The organism is Umezawaea endophytica (assembly GCF_025061645.1).
GTDB lineage: Bacteria > Actinomycetota > Actinomycetes > Mycobacteriales > Pseudonocardiaceae > Umezawaea > Umezawaea endophytica.
The window spans coordinates 91651-106357 of record NZ_JANYMP010000007.1 but is presented as its reverse complement, the minus strand read 5'-3'; the positions used below and the strand labels follow the sequence as shown (position 1 = coordinate 106357).

General features: G+C 71.8%; 19 protein-coding genes. 12 read left to right on the top strand and 7 right to left on the bottom strand.

The window, feature by feature from the left end:
• Positions 1-62 precede the first annotated feature (62 nt).
• The 6 genes from NZH93_RS16775 to NZH93_RS16750 form a co-directional block, all read right to left on the bottom strand.
• Positions 63-1259 (bottom strand): vWA domain-containing protein, encoded by a 1197-nt coding sequence (locus NZH93_RS16775; RefSeq protein ID WP_259624024.1) that lies wholly within the window; start codon positions 1257-1259, stop codon positions 63-65.
• 103 nt (positions 1260-1362) lie between these two features.
• Entirely contained in the window at positions 1363-2241 is an 879-nt protein-coding gene (locus tag NZH93_RS16770) for an AAA family ATPase (RefSeq protein ID WP_259624023.1), read from the bottom strand.
• Entirely contained in the window at positions 2238-3101 is an 864-nt protein-coding gene (locus tag NZH93_RS16765; RefSeq protein ID WP_259624022.1) for an XdhC family protein, read from the bottom strand. Before NZH93_RS16765 ends, NZH93_RS16770 begins: the two co-directional genes overlap by 4 nt.
• An 11-nt stretch (positions 3102-3112) precedes the next feature.
• Complete coding sequence (locus NZH93_RS16760) at positions 3113-5446, bottom strand: aerobic carbon-monoxide dehydrogenase large subunit (protein WP_259624266.1); 2334 nt, start codon at positions 5444-5446, stop codon at positions 3113-3115.
• Positions 5447-5472: 26 nt separating this feature from the next.
• Positions 5473-5946, bottom strand: a complete 474-nt coding sequence (locus tag NZH93_RS16755) for a (2Fe-2S)-binding protein (protein ID WP_259624021.1) — start codon at positions 5944-5946, stop codon at positions 5473-5475.
• Positions 5946-6806: an FAD binding domain-containing protein gene (locus NZH93_RS16750; protein ID WP_259624020.1), complete on the bottom strand. Its 861-nt coding sequence runs from the start codon at positions 6804-6806 to the stop codon at positions 5946-5948. The genes NZH93_RS16755 and NZH93_RS16750 overlap by 1 nt, the downstream gene beginning before the upstream one ends.
• A gap of 95 nt (positions 6807-6901) precedes the next feature.
• On the opposite strand from NZH93_RS16750, the gene NZH93_RS16745 reads away from it, so the two are divergent.
• From NZH93_RS16745 to NZH93_RS16690, 12 genes are all read left to right on the top strand, one after another.
• Positions 6902-7852 carry a LysR family transcriptional regulator gene (locus tag NZH93_RS16745; protein ID WP_259624019.1) on the top strand — a complete coding sequence of 317 codons (951 nt, stop codon included), beginning with the start codon at positions 6902-6904 and terminating at the stop codon, positions 7850-7852.
• A gap of 100 nt (positions 7853-7952) precedes the next feature.
• Positions 7953-8189: a hypothetical protein gene (locus NZH93_RS16740; protein ID WP_259624018.1), complete on the top strand. Its 237-nt coding sequence runs from the start codon at positions 7953-7955 to the stop codon at positions 8187-8189.
• Positions 8190-8199: 10 nt separating this feature from the next.
• Entirely contained in the window at positions 8200-9066 is an 867-nt protein-coding gene (locus tag NZH93_RS16735; RefSeq protein ID WP_259624017.1) for an FAD binding domain-containing protein, read from the top strand.
• A 19-nt stretch (positions 9067-9085) separates the two neighbouring features.
• Entirely contained in the window at positions 9086-9580 is a 495-nt protein-coding gene (locus tag NZH93_RS16730) for a (2Fe-2S)-binding protein (RefSeq protein ID WP_259624016.1), read from the top strand.
• Positions 9577-11955: an aerobic carbon-monoxide dehydrogenase large subunit gene (locus tag NZH93_RS16725; protein WP_259624015.1), complete on the top strand. Its 2379-nt coding sequence runs from the start codon at positions 9577-9579 to the stop codon at positions 11953-11955. Before NZH93_RS16730 ends, NZH93_RS16725 begins: the two co-directional genes overlap by 4 nt.
• A gap of 10 nt (positions 11956-11965) precedes the next feature.
• The gene (locus tag NZH93_RS16720; RefSeq protein ID WP_259624014.1) at positions 11966-12553 is read left to right on the top strand and encodes an SRPBCC family protein; all 588 of its coding nucleotides are present in this window, start codon (positions 11966-11968) and stop codon (positions 12551-12553) included.
• Between the two features lie 10 nt (positions 12554-12563).
• On the top strand, positions 12564-12821 hold the full coding sequence (locus tag NZH93_RS16715; protein ID WP_259624013.1) for a hypothetical protein: 258 nt from the start codon (positions 12564-12566) through the stop codon (positions 12819-12821).
• A 22-nt stretch (positions 12822-12843) separates the two neighbouring features.
• Entirely contained in the window at positions 12844-13071 is a 228-nt protein-coding gene (locus NZH93_RS16710; protein WP_259624012.1) for a hypothetical protein, read from the top strand.
• Positions 13072-13084: 13 nt separating this feature from the next.
• Positions 13085-13351 (top strand): hypothetical protein, encoded by a 267-nt coding sequence (locus NZH93_RS16705; protein ID WP_259624011.1) that lies wholly within the window; start codon positions 13085-13087, stop codon positions 13349-13351.
• 2 nt (positions 13352-13353) lie between these two features.
• A complete protein-coding gene (locus tag NZH93_RS16700; protein WP_259624010.1) occupies positions 13354-13641 on the top strand; it encodes a hypothetical protein in 288 nt (95 codons plus the stop codon).
• Positions 13638-14000 (top strand): hypothetical protein, encoded by a 363-nt coding sequence (locus NZH93_RS16695; RefSeq protein WP_259624009.1) that lies wholly within the window; start codon positions 13638-13640, stop codon positions 13998-14000. Before NZH93_RS16700 ends, NZH93_RS16695 begins: the two co-directional genes overlap by 4 nt.
• Positions 13997-14425 (top strand): hypothetical protein, encoded by a 429-nt coding sequence (locus tag NZH93_RS16690; RefSeq protein WP_259624008.1) that lies wholly within the window; start codon positions 13997-13999, stop codon positions 14423-14425. The genes NZH93_RS16695 and NZH93_RS16690 overlap by 4 nt, the downstream gene beginning before the upstream one ends.
• Here NZH93_RS16690 and NZH93_RS16685 read toward each other — a convergent pair.
• Positions 14422-14697 carry a hypothetical protein gene (locus NZH93_RS16685; protein ID WP_259624007.1) on the bottom strand — a complete coding sequence of 92 codons (276 nt, stop codon included), beginning with the start codon at positions 14695-14697 and terminating at the stop codon, positions 14422-14424. The genes NZH93_RS16690 and NZH93_RS16685 overlap by 4 nt on opposite strands.
• Positions 14698-14707: the final 10 nt, after the last annotated feature.

The following is a 14707-nucleotide window of genomic DNA, read 5'->3' as shown; positions in this document are numbered from 1 at the left end:
GAGCCCAGTCGAACACCGCGGGTTCGGTTGGGCTCGCACCACTGCTTTCTTCGGACGTCAGCTCAAGGTGCAGGTGAGCTGCCACCGGCGCGTCCTGCCACGGGCGGGTGAAGTGGGTGGTCACCTGCGACCTGCCTGCTGCCGAACTGGCTGGTTTGGCGGTCAGCTCCGCGGAGGCTTCGTCGGCCGGCCAGGGCGTCGATCAGGTCGTCCAAGGCGTCCAGGTTGTGGGCGCTGACGATGGCGTCGCAGTAGGGCCACGCTGCTGCCATGCCGCCTGCCAGTGGGCGGTACGAGGGGCGGGCGGTGCGGGGGTTTGCCCACACCACGCGGTGTGCCAGGCGGGAGAGTTGGGCCATTTGGGTGGCCAGTTCGGTTGGGTCGCCGGTTTCCCAGCCGTCGGAGATGATCAGTACCACGGCGCCTCGGGTCACGTTGTGGTCCAGTGCGGCTAGGGCGGCGGCGATGCGGGTGCCGCCGGACCAGTCGGGTGCTGTGCGGCCTGCTCGTGCCAGGGCGGCTGACGGGGTGGGGTGGGTCAGGGCTCGGGTGAGTCTGGTCAGGCGGGTGGCGAAGGTGAACACCTCTGCGCGTGCGCCGCCTGTTGCGCAGTACAGCAGTTGCAGCATCGCGCGTGCGTACGGTGCCATCGAGCCGGAGATGTCGCACAGGACGACCAGTTTTCGTGGTCGGTCGCGGCGGGTGGAGCGCATCAGGTGCACCGGTTCGCCTGCGGTTCTGCGGGCCTGGGACAACGTGCGGCGCAGGTCGGTGCGGGTACCGCGTCGGGCCGTGTGGTGTCTGCGGGTTCGGCGTGGTGGTGTTCGGAGTGCGAAGCGGTGCATCGCTACCACCAGAGTGGCCAGTTCGGCGGGGGTGAGGTCGGCGAAGTCCCTGTTGGACAACCGTTCCGTCGCGCTGGCGGATGCGGCGAACTCCATGGTCGTGCCTGCTGCTCCGGGGGTTGCGTCGGGGAGGGCGGAGGTGGGGGAGGTGGCTCGTGGTGTGGCTGGGTTGTTGGGAGTGCCGCGTTGTCCTCGTTCTTCGGCGGGGTCGGCCAGGTCGTCGAAGACGGTGGTGAACACTGAGTCCACAATAGACACATGGGTTGGGTCGCTGGTCAGGGTGATCAGTGCGCATCGGCGCAGGTCGGCGAGTGTGGTGGGGGTGAGGACGGTGATGGCGGTCGCGAAGCGGGCGGCTCGGTCCGGGCCGAGCGGGAGGCCTGCTCGGGCCAGCAGGTCGGTGAAGCGGGACACCAGCGCGGCCAGGTCAGGGATGGGGTTGGCCTGAGTGGCTAGGTGAGGTGTGGAAGTCGCCAGACCGGCTATGGCGGGCGTGGATGCTGGCCGGTGCTGTGGGTCAGGCATCGGTGTGTACCAGTGTGGCCAGGCCTGTGGTGCGTGCGGTGTCGACGTCTTCGGGGTACTTCAGGACCGCGCCCAGGGTGGCGTTGGCGGAGTGTTCGTTGAGGGCGGGGAAGCCCAGTACGTGTAGTGCGGTGGCCCAACTGATCGCTTCGGCCACGCCTGGTGGTTTCACCAGGTTCTCGTGGCGCAGGCGGGACACGGCCGTCGCCACTCGGGGTGCCAGCCAGTCGGCGGCCGCGGGTACTCGGCGGCGGATGATCTCCGCTACCCGTGTGGTGTCGGGGTGGGTGATCCAGTGGTAGAGGCACCGTCGTTTGAGGGCGTCGTGCAGGTCCCTGGTGCGGTTGGACGTCAGCACCACGACCGGGGTGAGTGTGGCGGTTCTGGTGCCCAGTTCCGGAATGGTGACGGCGGCGTCGGCGAGCAGTTCCAGCAGGAACGCCTCGAACTCGTCGTCCGCGCGGTCCACCTCGTCGATCAGGAGCACGGCCGGGCGGGGGCCGGGGTGGGTGATCGCCGACAGCAGTGGGCGGGACAGCAGGTAGTCCTCGGTGAAGAGGTCGGCGTCGTGTAGTGGGTCGCCGCGGGATTCGGCCAGGCGGATCGCGAGGAGTTGGCGCGGGTAGTTCCACTCGTAGAGCGCTTCCGCCGCGGACAGGCCCTCGTAGCACTGGAGGCGGATCAGGGTGGTGTCCAGCGCGGTCGCCAGGGCGCGGGCGGCGGCAGTCTTCCCGACGCCGGGTTCGCCTTCCAGCAGGAGTGGTTGGCCCATCCGGACAGCGAGCAGGAGTGCGGTGCTCAGCGCGTCGTCGGCCAGGTAGTTCGCGGCGTCCAGGGCCGCGCGCAGGGTCGGGACGTCCAGGTCGGTCATGCGCGGTGGCGCTTCGGGTCGTCGGTGTAGGTGCGGCGGCAGCCGGGGCCGCAGAAGTAGCGGGTCGTGCCGTCGTCCACCACGGAGGCTGTGGACTCGTCGATCGTGACGGCCATGCCGCACACCGGGTCGACGGCCGTTCGGGGTGGGGCGGGCTCGTGTGCTCGCACGTGTTCCGCGATCACCTGGGCGTATACGGACAGCGCGACCTCCGCGGGGGTGCGGGCGCCGATGTCTAGACCGGCCGGGGTGTGCACCCGTGCCCGCTGGGCGTCGGTCACGGGGAGGGCCGCCAGCACCGCCTGCCCGCGTCGTCGGCTCGCGATCAGGCCGACGTAGGGGACCTCGGCGCGCAGCGCCGCCGTGAGCAGCGGTTCCTCGTCCCGGCCGTGGGAGGCGACGACCAGCACCGCGAGGTCGTGCGGGGGCGTCGGCGAGGCCTCGCGGACATCGTGGCCGATGGCGCGGCCGACGTCGACGAGGGCCCTGGCCACCGGGCCGTCGCCGTGCACGTGGACGAGCACCGGTGGCAGCACGGTCTCCAGGAAGATGTCCAGCGACCCGCCGGACAGGCACGGGTTGCCGACCGTCACGACGCCCTCGGCGACCGTCTCCGAGTCCGCGGTAGGGGTGATCCGCAGCAGCGTCGACTCGCCGGTCGCCAACAGCCGCAGGCACAACGTCCGCACGGTGCTCTCCGCGCACGTCCCGCCGACGAACCCCTCCACCGAGCCGTCGGGCAGCACGACCGCGCGGTCGCCGGGCCTGGCGCTCGTCGGTCGCTCCGCTCGGACCACGGTGGCCAGCACGAACGGGGTGCGCCCGGACCGCAGGTCGTCCACCCGAGTCAGCACGGACATGGCTGCCCTCCTCAGTCGATCGCCAGGTCGCCGCGCAGCGGCCTGCCCTGGATGGCCCGCCACACCGCGGCGGGCGTCAACGGCATGTCGGCGTGCCGCACGCCGAACGGGCGCAGCGCGTCCATCACGGCGTTCACCACGGCGGCGGGGGAGCCGACCGTCGCGCACTCGCCGATCCCCTTGGCGCCCAACGGGTGGTGCGGTGACGGCGTCACGGTCTCGGCCAGCTCCCAGGACGGGCAGTCCACCGCCGTGGGCAGCAGGTAGTCCATGAACGACCCGCCGAGGTGGTTGCCGTCGGGGTCGAAGGCGATCAGTTCCATCAGCGCCACACCGATGCCGTCCGCGAGTCCGCCGTGCACCTGGCCCTCCACGATGGAGGGGTTGATGCGGACGCCGCAGTCGTCCACGGCGACGAACCTGCGCACCACCACCTGGCCGGTGCCGGGGTCGACCTCCACCACGCACAGGTAGGCGCCGAACGGGAACGTCAGGTTCGGCGGGTTGTACACGCAGGACGCGTCGAGCTGCCCCTCCACACCGTCCGGCAGGTCGAGGTCGGAGTGCGCCGCCGCGGCGATCTCGGTGATCGACTTACCCGCGGTCGGGTCGCCGCGCACCGACCACCGCCCCGGCGACCACTCCAGGTCGTCCGGGCTCACCTCCAGCATCGCGGAGGCCACGATCCTGGCCCGCTCGCGGACCTTGCGCGCCGCCATCGACGCGGCGGCGCCGGACACCGGGGTCGACCGGGAGCCGTAGGTGCCGAGGCCGAACGGCGTCGCGTCGGTGTCGCCGTGCACCACGTCCACGTCGTCCGGGCCGATCCCCAGTTCGTGGGCGACGATCTGGGCGAACGTCGTCTCGTGGCCCTGCCCCTGGCTCTGCACCGAGATCCGCAGCACGGCCTTGCCGGTCGGGTGCACCCGCAGTTCGGCGCCGTCGGCCATGCCGAGCCCGACGATGTCCATGTGCTTGCGGGGCCCGGCGCCGACCGCCTCGGTGAAGAAGCTCAGGCCGATCCCCAGGTGCTCACCGAGTTCGCGCCGCCGCGCCTGCTCGGCGCGCAACTCCCGGTAGCCCGCGGTTTCCAGCAGCAGCGCCAGCGCGCGGGGGTAGTCGCCCGAGTCGTACTCCCAGCCGGTGGAGCAGGTGTAGGGGAACTGCTCCGGCCTCAGCAGGTTCCGCATCCGCAGCTCGGCCGGGTCCACGTCCAGTTCCAGCGCGAGCAGGTCGACCAGCCGCTCGACCAGGAACGACGCCTCCGCCACCCGAAACGAGCACGCGTAGGCCACCCCGCCGGGCGCCTTGTTCGTGTACACCCCGGTCACGGAGCAGTGCGCGGCTTCGAGGTCGTAGGAGCCGGTGACGATGTGGAAGAAGCCCGCCGGGTACTTCGACGGCTGAGCGGTGCCGTTGAACGCGCCGTGGTCGGCCAGCACCCGCACGCGCAGCGCGAGGATCTTCCCGTCCACAGTGGACGCGATCTCCCCGTGCATGTGGTAGTCGCGGGCGAACGTCGTGGCCATCAGGTTCTCGGAGCGGTCCTCGGTCCACTTCACCGGCCTGCCGGTGAGCATCGAGCCCGCGACCGCGCACACGTACGCGGGGTAGATCGGCACCTTGTTGCCGAAACCGCCGCCGACGTCCGGCGAGACGACCCTGATCCGGTGCTCCGGGATCCCCGTGATGGTCGCGAGGAGCGTCCGGTGCGCGTGCGGCGCCTGGGTGGTCGCCCACACCGTCAGCTTGCCGGTGACCACGTCGTGGTCGGCGATCACCGCGCACGTCTCCAGCGGCGCCGGGTGCACCCTCGGGTACAGCACGTCCTGCGCCACGACGACGGCGGCGCCCGCGAACACCCGGTCGGTCGCGGCGGCGTCCCCCGCCTCCCAGTCGAAGATGTGGTTGTCCCGCCTGCCCTCCCGGTCGTCGCGGATCACCGGCGCGTCGGGGTCGAGCGCCGTGCGCGCGTCGACCACGGGCGGCAGCGGGTCGTAGTCGACGTCGACCAGCGCGAGCGCGTCACGGGCGGAGTACGGGTCGTCCGCGATGACGAACGCGACCTCCTGGCCCTGGAACCGGACCTTGTCGGTGGCCAGCACGGCCTGCACGTCGCCGGACAGCGTCGGCATCCAGGCGAGGCCGCGGTCGGCGAGGACCGCGCCGGTGATGACCACGCGGACCTTCGGGTGCGCCTCGGCCGCCCTGGTGTCGATCGCCGTGATCCGGGCGTGCGCCAGCGGACTGCGCAGCACGGCGGCGTGCAACGTGCCCGGCAGGCGCACGTCGTCCACGTAGGTGCCCCGGCCGCGGACGAACCGCGCGTCCTCCTTGCGCGTCATCCGGCCGAAGCCCGTCGGCGTGTTCGTCACGAGGCAGCCTCCGACCCGTTCTCGGCGGCCCATCGGACCGAGCGGACGATGTTCTCGTAACCGGTGCACCGGCAGAGCTGCCCGGACAGCGCCGCGCGGATGTCCTCTGTGGACGGATCAGGGTCGTGGTCGAGCAGCCAGCGGGCGGTCATCAGCATCCCCGGCGTGCAGAAGCCGCACTGCAAGCCGTGGCAGGCGATGAAGCCCCGCTGCACCGGGTCGAGGTCCGCGCCGCGCGCCAGCCCTTCGACCGTGCGCACCTCGCGCCCGTCCGCCATCACCGCGAGCACCGTGCACGACTTCACCGGCACGCCGTCCAGGTGCACGACGCACACGCCGCAGTTGGAGGTGTCGCAGCCCCAGTGCGTGCCGGTCAGTCCCAGGTCCTCGCGCAGGAAGTGCACGAGCAGCAGCCGCGGCTCGACGTCGCGCACGTGCTCCTCGCCGTTGACGACCACCGCGATCTGCATCAGGCGGCCCGCCCCACCGCGCCGCGCAGCGCCCTGGCCACCAGTTCTCCGGCGAGGTGGCGCTTGTAGTCCACCGGCCCGCGCTGGTCGGCCGTCGGGGCGCAGTGCGCGGCGGCGATCCGGGCCGCCTCGGCGAACCGCTCGCCGCTGGGCGGTCCGGCCCGCAGGTGGTCCTCGGCCTCGGCGGCCACGAACTTCCGCGCGCCGAGCGCGGTCAGCCCGATCCCGACCTCGGCGACGACCCCGCCCGCCAGTTCCAGGACGGCCGCGGCGGCGCCGACCGCCCAGTCCCCGGCCCTGCGGTCGACCTTGACGTACGCGCTCACCGACGGCCGGATCGGCACCCGGATCGCCACCAGCAGTTCACCGTCGGCGAGCACCGTCTCGTACGGGCCGACGAAGAAGTCCCGCGCGGCCACCACGCGCTCGCCGTCGAGGCCCCGCACCACCAGTTCGGCGCGCAGCGCCGCGAACACCGCCGACAGGTCCTCCGACGGATCGGCCTGGCACAGCGAGCCGCCGACCGTCCCGCGGTTGCGCACGATCGGGTCCGCGATCACGCGCTCGGCGTCGTGCAGGATCGGGAAGTGCCGCCCGGCGACGGCGGACGACAGCAGTTCGGCGTGCCGCACCAGCGCGCCGATCACCAGCGCGCCGCCCTCGACGCGGATCTCCGCCAGTTCGGCCAGGTCGTTGATGTCGACCAGGGCCTCGGGGTGCGCGAGCCGCAGCTTCATCATCGGCAGCAGGCTGTGGCCACCCGCGACGACCCTGGCCTCGGGGCCGTACTCGGCGAGCAGCGAGAGGGCGTGCGCGACGGACGTCGCCTTCCGGTATTGGAACGAGGCGGGTACCTGCATCGAGCCCTCCCAAGCGCATGGTGCCGGGCGCGGTCGTCCGCGGGCAATCGGGCGATAAGCATTCCCTTAACAGTGACCGGGGACACAATGATCGCATGACGCTCACGCAGTTGAGCACGTTCGTGCTGGTGGCCAAGCTCGGTTCGGTGAAGGCGGCGGCGACGGCGCTGGGGGTCAGCGAACCCGCTGTCTCCCAGGCGCTCGCGTCGCTGCGCCAACAGCTCGGTGATCCGCTGCTGAGCCGCGCCGGGTCCGGCATGCGGCTGACCGCGGCGGGCGCGAGGCTGCTGCCGATCGCCTCGCAGATGGTCGCGCTCGGCGCCGACGCCGAAGCCGCCGTGCGAGTGGGCAAGGGCGCGCCCCGGCAGTTGCGGGTGGTCACGTCCGGCACGGTCATGGAGGTCGTGGCCGCGCCGCTGGTGAACGCGTTCGCCGACCGCTCCGGCCGCGCCATCGACGTGACGGTCGGCATGGCCGCCTCCGACGAGATGCCGGTGCTGCTCGCGAACCGCTTCGCCGACGTGGCCCTCGGGCCCCGCCTGGTCTCCACCAGGGACCCGGCGGGCGAACTGGTCAGCGAACCGGTGTTCCGCACGCGCCTCGTCGTGGTCGCGGGAGCAGTCAAGCCGCCGGGTGGTCCGGGGGACTGGTCGTGGCTGGTCGACTCGTCCGGCGCGGACCCGTCCAGCGACGTCGGCAGGCTGCTCGGCAGGCTCCGCGTCGCGGAGTCGCGCATCCGGGTGTTCCCCGGCCAGACGGCGGCGTGGGCGGCCGCCGCGGACGGCGCGGGCGTCGCCATCGCGCCCGCCCACCTGGTCACCGCCCGCCTGCGCCGGGGTGAACTGCGGGTGGTGCCCACGGCCGTGACCCCGGCCGAGTCGACCTGGTACCTCACCACCCTGGTGCCGGAGCGCCGGTCGGTCGTGGCCGAGACGTTCCGCCACTACCTCTCGACCGCGGAGGCGCTGCACGTGATGAGCGAGCCGGGCGCGGGTGTGCCGCCGTCGCGGTTCCGGCCGCCGGTGTACGTGACCCTGTGGAGCTGATCCGGCGTCATTAAGCAATGGGTTACCCGTCGCTTGCGGGGCGTGATCCGCGTCCCGACGATCGGGAGGTCAGCTCAGCGTCGAGCACGGGAGCGGTCCGATGCGGCACGAGTCCAGCGGTGACCACCAGGGCAACCCGCGGATGGCCGAGTTGTTCGCGGGTGCGCCGAAGACCGGTGGGAGCCCCACCATTTGGGCCTTCCCCGCCGTCGTGGAGTGGATGAAGGTGGCGAGCCAGCCCGTTCGGGGACCGTGGCCGCCGCACCAGGAACCCCGACCCGACCCGTCCGACGAGTCGCTGCCCGTCGCGGTCGTCGAGCCGCGCCCGAACTTGTAGGAGGAGCGCGATGTACCCCGCACGGTTCCGCTACGAGGCACCGCGTTCCCTGGACGAGGCGCTCGCGCTCCTGGCCGAGCACGGCGACGAGGCGAAGGTCCTCGCGGGCGGCCAGAGCCTGATCCCGATGGTGAAGCTCCGCTTCGCGTCGCCGGAACTGCTCGTGGACATCAACAACGTCCCCGGTCTGGGCTACCACCGCGAGGCCGCGTCCGGCGTGCTGGAGATCGGCGCGCTGTGCAGGCACGTCGACCTGGAGTTCTCCGACGTGCTCGGCGACCTCAGACCGACCATGGCCGCCGCGGCACCGTTGATCGCCGACCCGATCGTGCGCAACCGCGGCACGCTCGTCGGATCGCTGTGCCACGCCGACCCGCAGGGCGACTGGGCGTCGGTGATGCTCGCGCTCGACGGCGAGGTCGTCGCGGTGAGCGCGGCCGGACGGCGCGTCATCCCGGTGACCGAGTTCGTGACCGGGCCGTTCCAGAACGCGCTGAGGCCCGGCGAACTCGCCGTGGAGGCCAGGGTCCCGGTGCCGCGGGGTGTTCCGCTGGGCCGGTACCTGAAGCTGGAGCGACGGGTCGGCGACTTCGCGACCGTCGGCGTCGCCGTCGCGGTGGAGACCTCCGACGGCACGGTCACCCGCGCGGGCATCGCGCTGACCGGGGTCGGGGCCAACAACATCAAGGCCGTCGACGCCGAGCGCGTGCTCGTCGGCAGCACGCTCGACCGGGCGACCATCGCCGAGTCGGCACGGCTCGCGGCCGAGGCGGCGAAGCCGCGCACCGACCACCGGGGCAGCGAGGCCTACAAGCGCCACGTCGTGCGCACGTTCGTGGAACGCGCGCTCCACCCGCGCCCGGCGGTCGCGGCGTGATCGGCAGGGAGGAGTCGGTGTGTTCAAGCGACAGGTGACGATCACGGTCAACGGCGAGGCCCGCGCCGTCGAACTGGAGCCGAGGGTGCTGCTCGCCCACCTGCTCCGCGAGGGCCTGGGGCTGACCGGAACGCACATCGGTTGCGACACCACGAGTTGCGGCGCGTGCACCGTGCTCGTCGATGGCAGCGCGGTGAAGTCGTGCACGATGCTCGCCGTCCAGGCCGACGGCCACGAGGTGCGCACGGTCGAGGGCCTGACGCGGGCGAGTGAACTCCACCCGGTGCAGGAGGGCTTCCAGGAGGAGCACGGGCTCCAGTGCGGCTTCTGCACGCCGGGGATGATGATGAGCGCGCTGGCGCTGCTGGAGCGCAACCCCGAGCCCACCGAGGAAGAGGTCCGCTGGGCCCTGTCGGGGAACCTGTGCCGCTGCACGGGGTACCAGAACATCGTCAAGGCAGTCCTGTGGGCCGCCGCCAAGCTCCGGCCTGCCGGGACCGGAGGTGTGCGGTGACGCGGGTCGACGAGATCGGGATCGGCGGGCTCGGCGCCAGCCGCAGGCGGGTCGAGGACGCGCGGTTCATCCGCGGTTGCGGCAACTACACCGACGACATCAAGCTGCCCGGCATGCTGCACATGGAGGTCCTGCGCAGCCCGGTCGCGCACGCGCGGATCAAGTCCATCGACACCAGCGCGGCGTGGGCGATCCCCGGAGTCCGGCTGGTGCTGACCGGCGAGATGGCCGCGCAGCGCAACCTCGCGTGGATGCCGACGCTGTCCTACGACACCCAGGCCGTGCTCGCCACGGACAAGGTCCGCTTCCAGGGCCAGGAGGTCGCCTGCGTCGTGGCCGACGACCCGTACACCGCGAAGGACGGCTGCGAGGCCATCGTCGTCGAGTACGAGCAGCTTCCCGCGATCGTCAACCCGACGCAGGCGCTCGCCCCGGACGCGCCGCTGATCCGCGACGACAAGGAGGGCCAGACCGACAACGTCTGCTACCGGTGGGAGGTGGGCGACAAGGCGGGCACCGACCGCGCGTTCGCCCGTGCGGACAAGGTGACCCGGCTGAAGCTGCACTACCCGCGGTCGCACCCGTCGCCGATCGAGTGCTGCGGCTCGATCGCGAACTACGACCCGGCGACCGGGAAGCTGACCGTCTACATGACGTCGCAGGCGCCGCACATCATCCGCGCCGCCGTGGCGCTGGTCGCGGAGCTGCCCGAGCACCTGATCCGGATCGTCTCGCCGGACATCGGCGGCGGCTTCGGCAACAAGGTGCCGGTGTACCCCGGCTACGTGTGCTCCATCCTCTGCTCGATCCTGCTCGGCAAACCGGTGAAGTGGACCGAGGACAAGTCCGGGAACCTGATCTCGACCGGGTTCGCGCGCGACATGTACTTCGACGGCGAGCTGGCGCTGCGCGAGGACGGCCGGATCCTCGCGCTGCGGTTCCACGCGGACACCGACCAGGGCGCGTTCTTCTCCGACGCGCAGCCGAGCAAGTTCAAGATCGGTCTCGTGCACTCGGCGTTCGCCTGCTACGACATCCCCGTCGGGCACATCACCGCGCGCGGCGCGTACACGAACAAGGCGCCCGGCGGGGTCGCGTACCGGTGCTCGTTCCGCGTCACGGAGGCGATGTTCTTCCAGGAGCGGATCATCGCCGCCGCGGCGGCCGACCTCGGGATGGACCCCGCCGAGTTCCGCCGGGTCAACCTGGTGCGCGACGACCAGTTCCCGTACCGCACGCCGTTCGGGTTCCTGACCGACTCCGGGCAGTACCGCAGGTGCCTCGACCTCGGCCTCGACGCGATCGGGTACGAGGACTTCCTGAAGGACAAGGAGGAAGCGCGGCTGCGGGGCAGGCGGCTGGGCATCGGCATCTCCACCATGACCGAGCCGCTGGGCGCCGGGAACAGCCGCGAGTACGACATCCTCGGCATCAAGATGTTCGACTCCGCCGAGCTGCGCGTGCACCCGACCGGCAAGGCGATCCTCCGCACCGGGGCCAAGTCGCAGGGGCAGGGCCACGAGACGACGTGGGCGCAGATCGTCAGCCACGAGCTGGGCATCCCCGCCGCGGACGTCGTCGTCGAGGAGGGCGACACCGACACCGCGCCGTTCGGCATGGGCACCTACGCGTCGCGGTCCACGCCCGTGGCGGGCGCGGCGGTCAGCATGGTGTCGCGCAAGATCCGTGCCAAGGCCCGGAAACTCGCCGCGCACCTGCTCGAGGTGTCCGAAGAGGACGTCGAGTGGGAACTGGGCCGGTTCTTCGTGCGCAGCGCGCCGAACCGGGGCGTGACGATCCAGGAGTGCGCGATGGCCGCGTACGGCAACATGCCCGACGGTCTGGAACCGGGGCTGGAGAACAACGCCTACTACGACCCGCCGAACCTGACGTGGCCGTTCGCCTGCTACCTCGTGATCGTGGAGGTCGACCCGGAGACCGGCGTCTGGGACGTGCTGAGGGTCGTGGCCGTGGACGACTGCGGCGTGCGGATCAACCCGATGATCGTCGAGGGGCAGATCACCGGCGGTCTGACCGAGGCGTACGCGATGTCGAACATGCAGTTCATGACGTTCGACGCCGAGGGCAACTGCGTCGGCTCGAACTACCTGGACTACCTGCTGCCGACCGCCTGGGAGACACCGGGTTTCGAGCTGCACGAGGTCGTCACGCCGTGCCCGCACCACCCGATCGGCGCCAAGGGCGTCGGCGAGTGCGCGGCCGTCGGCGGGCCCGCCGCGTTCGTCAACGCGGTGCTGGACGCGCTGTCGGACACCGGTGTCCGCAACATCGACATGCCGCTGCTGCCGGACCGCGTGTGGGAGGCCATCACCACCGGGCGGGACGTGTCCGGCGCGCCGCCGGTGAAGACCTGAGGGAGGGCCGATGCTGATCACCAGTGACTTCGAGGTGCCCGCGCCGGTCGAGCGCGTTTGGGCGTACCTGCTGGACGTGCCGAGGATGGCGCCGAACCTGCCGGGCACCGAGCTGACCGAGGTCGTCGACGAGGACACCTACCGGGGCCGGGTGAGCGTGCGGATGGGCCCGGTGTCGCTGCGGTTCGGCGGCACCGCCCGGATCGTCGAGCGCGACGAGGCGGGCCGCAAGGTCGTGCTCGACGCGGTGGGCGCGGAGGAGAAGGGCAAGGGGCAGGCCGCGCTCAAGCTGACGGCGACCCTGACCCGGACGTCCGGCGGGACGCTGGTCGAGGTCGTGCAGGACCTCCAGGTCTCCGGCGCCGCGGCGCAGTACGGCCGGGGCATGATCACCGACGTCACGACGGTGCTGCTGGCCCGGTTCGCCGACAACGTCGCCGCGGACATCCCCAGGTGGACCCGCGGTGAGGAGCGCTCGGCGACGTCGTCCGCGGCGAGCGGTTTCGCGATCGGGCTCACGGCGGCGCTGACGGCGTTGAAGCGGGTGTTCTGGCGGTTCTTCGGCTCGACCGCGCGGCGGCGCGCGGCCACGAGGTAGGGGGGTTCGGATGGTGCTGTGGTGGATTGGCGCGCTGGTCCTGCTGCTCGTGGTGCTGCCGGTCGTGATCGCGCTGCTCAACCGGGTCCTGGCCGCCGTCGAGCGGATCCGCGACGCCGCCGACGGGATCCTCGCCGACGGCGTGGCCCTGAACGACGGGCTCGAACCCGTGCCCGCGCTGCTCGCCACCACCGACGAGACCGTGGAGGAGATCCGGGTCGGCGCCGTGCGGTACGCGGGCAGCGTGCAGAAGCTGCTGGACTCGTAGGAACTCGCGGAGGGACAGGACCATGCCGGTGGTTGCGTGGGTCACGCTGGTGGCTGCCGCCCTGATCATCGCGTTGACCGCGGTCGCCCTGCTGCGCGTCATCGTGCACCTCAAGCACGTCACGGGCGCGCTCGACGCGCTCATCGGCGGCGTCGAGTCGATCGCGGACCGGACCGGCACCGTCCCATCCCGGCTCGTGTCGGTCAACGGCAACCTAAAACCCGTGCGCGACTGGACCGAAACGGTCTGAGGGGAGGACTTCGATGAGGGCACTCGCCCAGGACGCCGACCTGGCGGGCTGGACCACCGGCCTGGTCATCGGGCTCGTCGTGGTGGTCGCGGTCGTCGCGCTGGTGACCCCGATCATCGTGCTGGCCAGGCGGATCGGCAGGCAGGCTCCCCGGATCGACGCCGCGCTGAAGCGGGCCGAGACGAACACGGCGCCGCTCGCGGCGCTCACCACCACCATCGACCACGCGGAGACGATCGTCGCCGGGCTCGCCCGCGGCCGCTCCCGGCTGGGAGGCTGACCATGGCGCTGGCCTTGGCGGACAACGAAGTCACCTACTGGACCACGATCCTCGTCCTCGGACTGGTGGTAATCCTCGCGGTGGTCGCCTTGTTGAGCGTGCTGGTGCACTTCGTGAAGCTGATCGACACCAGGGTGGCCGCGGTGCGCGACACGCTGGAAGCCGTCACGGAGAACACCAAGCACGCCGCGCTGATCCCGAAGACCGGTGACGGGGTCGACGCCGTGCTCGCGGAAGGCCTGCGGCACCACCTGCTCCTCGGCCGGGCGGCGGCGGGAGAGAGGTCATGAGCACCACGACGCTGGTCGTCCTGACGGTCGTCGAGGTCGTCGCGCTGATCGCCGGGCTCGCGTTCTTCCTGTGGTGGATCGGTTCCCTGCTCACCCGGATCGCGGTGAACCTGGAGAGGTGCGGCGAGCACGTGAAGACGATCAACGCGCACGCGGCCGACATCGTGCCGGGGCTGGAGCACGTCAACCGCAGCGGCAAGGTGGTCGCGAGCGCGCTGCCGCTGCTCTACGCGTTCGCCGAGCAGATCGTGGCGAAGGTGGCACCTCCTCCGCCGCCGCCGGAGCGGCGGGTGGCGCGACCCGCGTCCGGCACCCGCCGGTCACGGCTGCACGAGACGGTCGGCTACCACCCCTCGTGATCCGGCTCGGTTCGGCGGCGGGGTACCTGTTCGAGGGTCCGCGCGTGCTCGGCGGGTGGACGCCGCCGAGCACGCCCGCCGTGTACGCCGTCCTGTACGAGCTGGAGCGGGCGAACCGGTACGCGGTGATCTACGTCGGCCACAGCGACGACCTGACGACCGAGGGCTTCCCGTTCCGGCACCCGCGCGCGGCCTGCTGGGTGAGCCGGGCGACGTCCAGGTGGAAGGTGCGCGTCGCGACGTTCGAGGTGCCGGGCGGCACCGCCGCGCACCGCGAGCAGATCGCGAACGAGCTGGTGTCGGTGTACCAGCCGCACTGCAACCGGCAGAAGTACGACAGGGCCTGGAAACCCGCGTGGATCGGCGAGTACGAGGCCCGCACCACGAGCCCGTTGACGACCAGCCGCGACCCGAACGAGCGCTAATCCTCGTCCTCGCCGACGGCCTCCACGCGGGCGATCGGGTACTCCGGCAGGTTCGCCGTGCGGGCGGCGGCGGTGAACTCCGCGGTGGCCCGCTCGACGGCCTCCTCGCGGGTATCGGCCACGACGAGCAGCCGCGCGCCGTACCGCGTGGTGCCGATGCCCGAGGCGATACCGCCGCTCGCCGCCACGGCGTCGGCCAGGTCCAGGATCTCGTCGTGGGTCAGCACCCGGTCGCCCTCGGCCTCGATGCCGACGCTCCAGCGTCGCGTCACGCGCCCCTCC

Excerpts from the sequence above, each read along its gene's own strand:
- NZH93_RS16755 (WP_259624021.1), bottom strand. The coding sequence starts at position 5,946 with ATGCAGATCGCGGTGGTCGTCAACGGCGAGGAGCACGTGCGCGACGTC.
- NZH93_RS16770 (WP_259624023.1), bottom strand. The coding sequence starts at position 2,241 with ATGACCGACCTGGACGTCCCGACCCTGCGCGCGGCCCTGGACGCCGCG.
- NZH93_RS16705 (WP_259624011.1), top strand. The coding sequence starts at position 13,085 with ATGAGGGCACTCGCCCAGGACGCCGACCTGGCGGGCTGGACCACCGGC.
- NZH93_RS16720 (WP_259624014.1), top strand. The coding sequence starts at position 11,966 with ATGCTGATCACCAGTGACTTCGAGGTGCCCGCGCCGGTCGAGCGCGTT.
- NZH93_RS16715 (WP_259624013.1), top strand. The coding sequence starts at position 12,564 with ATGGTGCTGTGGTGGATTGGCGCGCTGGTCCTGCTGCTCGTGGTGCTG.
- NZH93_RS16735 (WP_259624017.1), top strand. The coding sequence starts at position 8,200 with ATGTACCCCGCACGGTTCCGCTACGAGGCACCGCGTTCCCTGGACGAG.
- NZH93_RS16765 (WP_259624022.1), bottom strand. The coding sequence starts at position 3,101 with ATGTCCGTGCTGACTCGGGTGGACGACCTGCGGTCCGGGCGCACCCCG.
- NZH93_RS16695 (WP_259624009.1), top strand. The coding sequence starts at position 13,638 with ATGAGCACCACGACGCTGGTCGTCCTGACGGTCGTCGAGGTCGTCGCG.
- NZH93_RS16760 (WP_259624266.1), bottom strand. The coding sequence starts at position 5,446 with ATGACGCGCAAGGAGGACGCGCGGTTCGTCCGCGGCCGGGGCACCTAC.
- NZH93_RS16740 (WP_259624018.1), top strand. The coding sequence starts at position 7,953 with ATGCGGCACGAGTCCAGCGGTGACCACCAGGGCAACCCGCGGATGGCC.
- NZH93_RS16750 (WP_259624020.1), bottom strand. The coding sequence starts at position 6,806 with ATGCAGGTACCCGCCTCGTTCCAATACCGGAAGGCGACGTCCGTCGCG.
- NZH93_RS16710 (WP_259624012.1), top strand. The coding sequence starts at position 12,844 with ATGCCGGTGGTTGCGTGGGTCACGCTGGTGGCTGCCGCCCTGATCATC.
- NZH93_RS16700 (WP_259624010.1), top strand. The coding sequence starts at position 13,354 with ATGGCGCTGGCCTTGGCGGACAACGAAGTCACCTACTGGACCACGATC.
- NZH93_RS16745 (WP_259624019.1), top strand. The coding sequence starts at position 6,902 with ATGACGCTCACGCAGTTGAGCACGTTCGTGCTGGTGGCCAAGCTCGGT.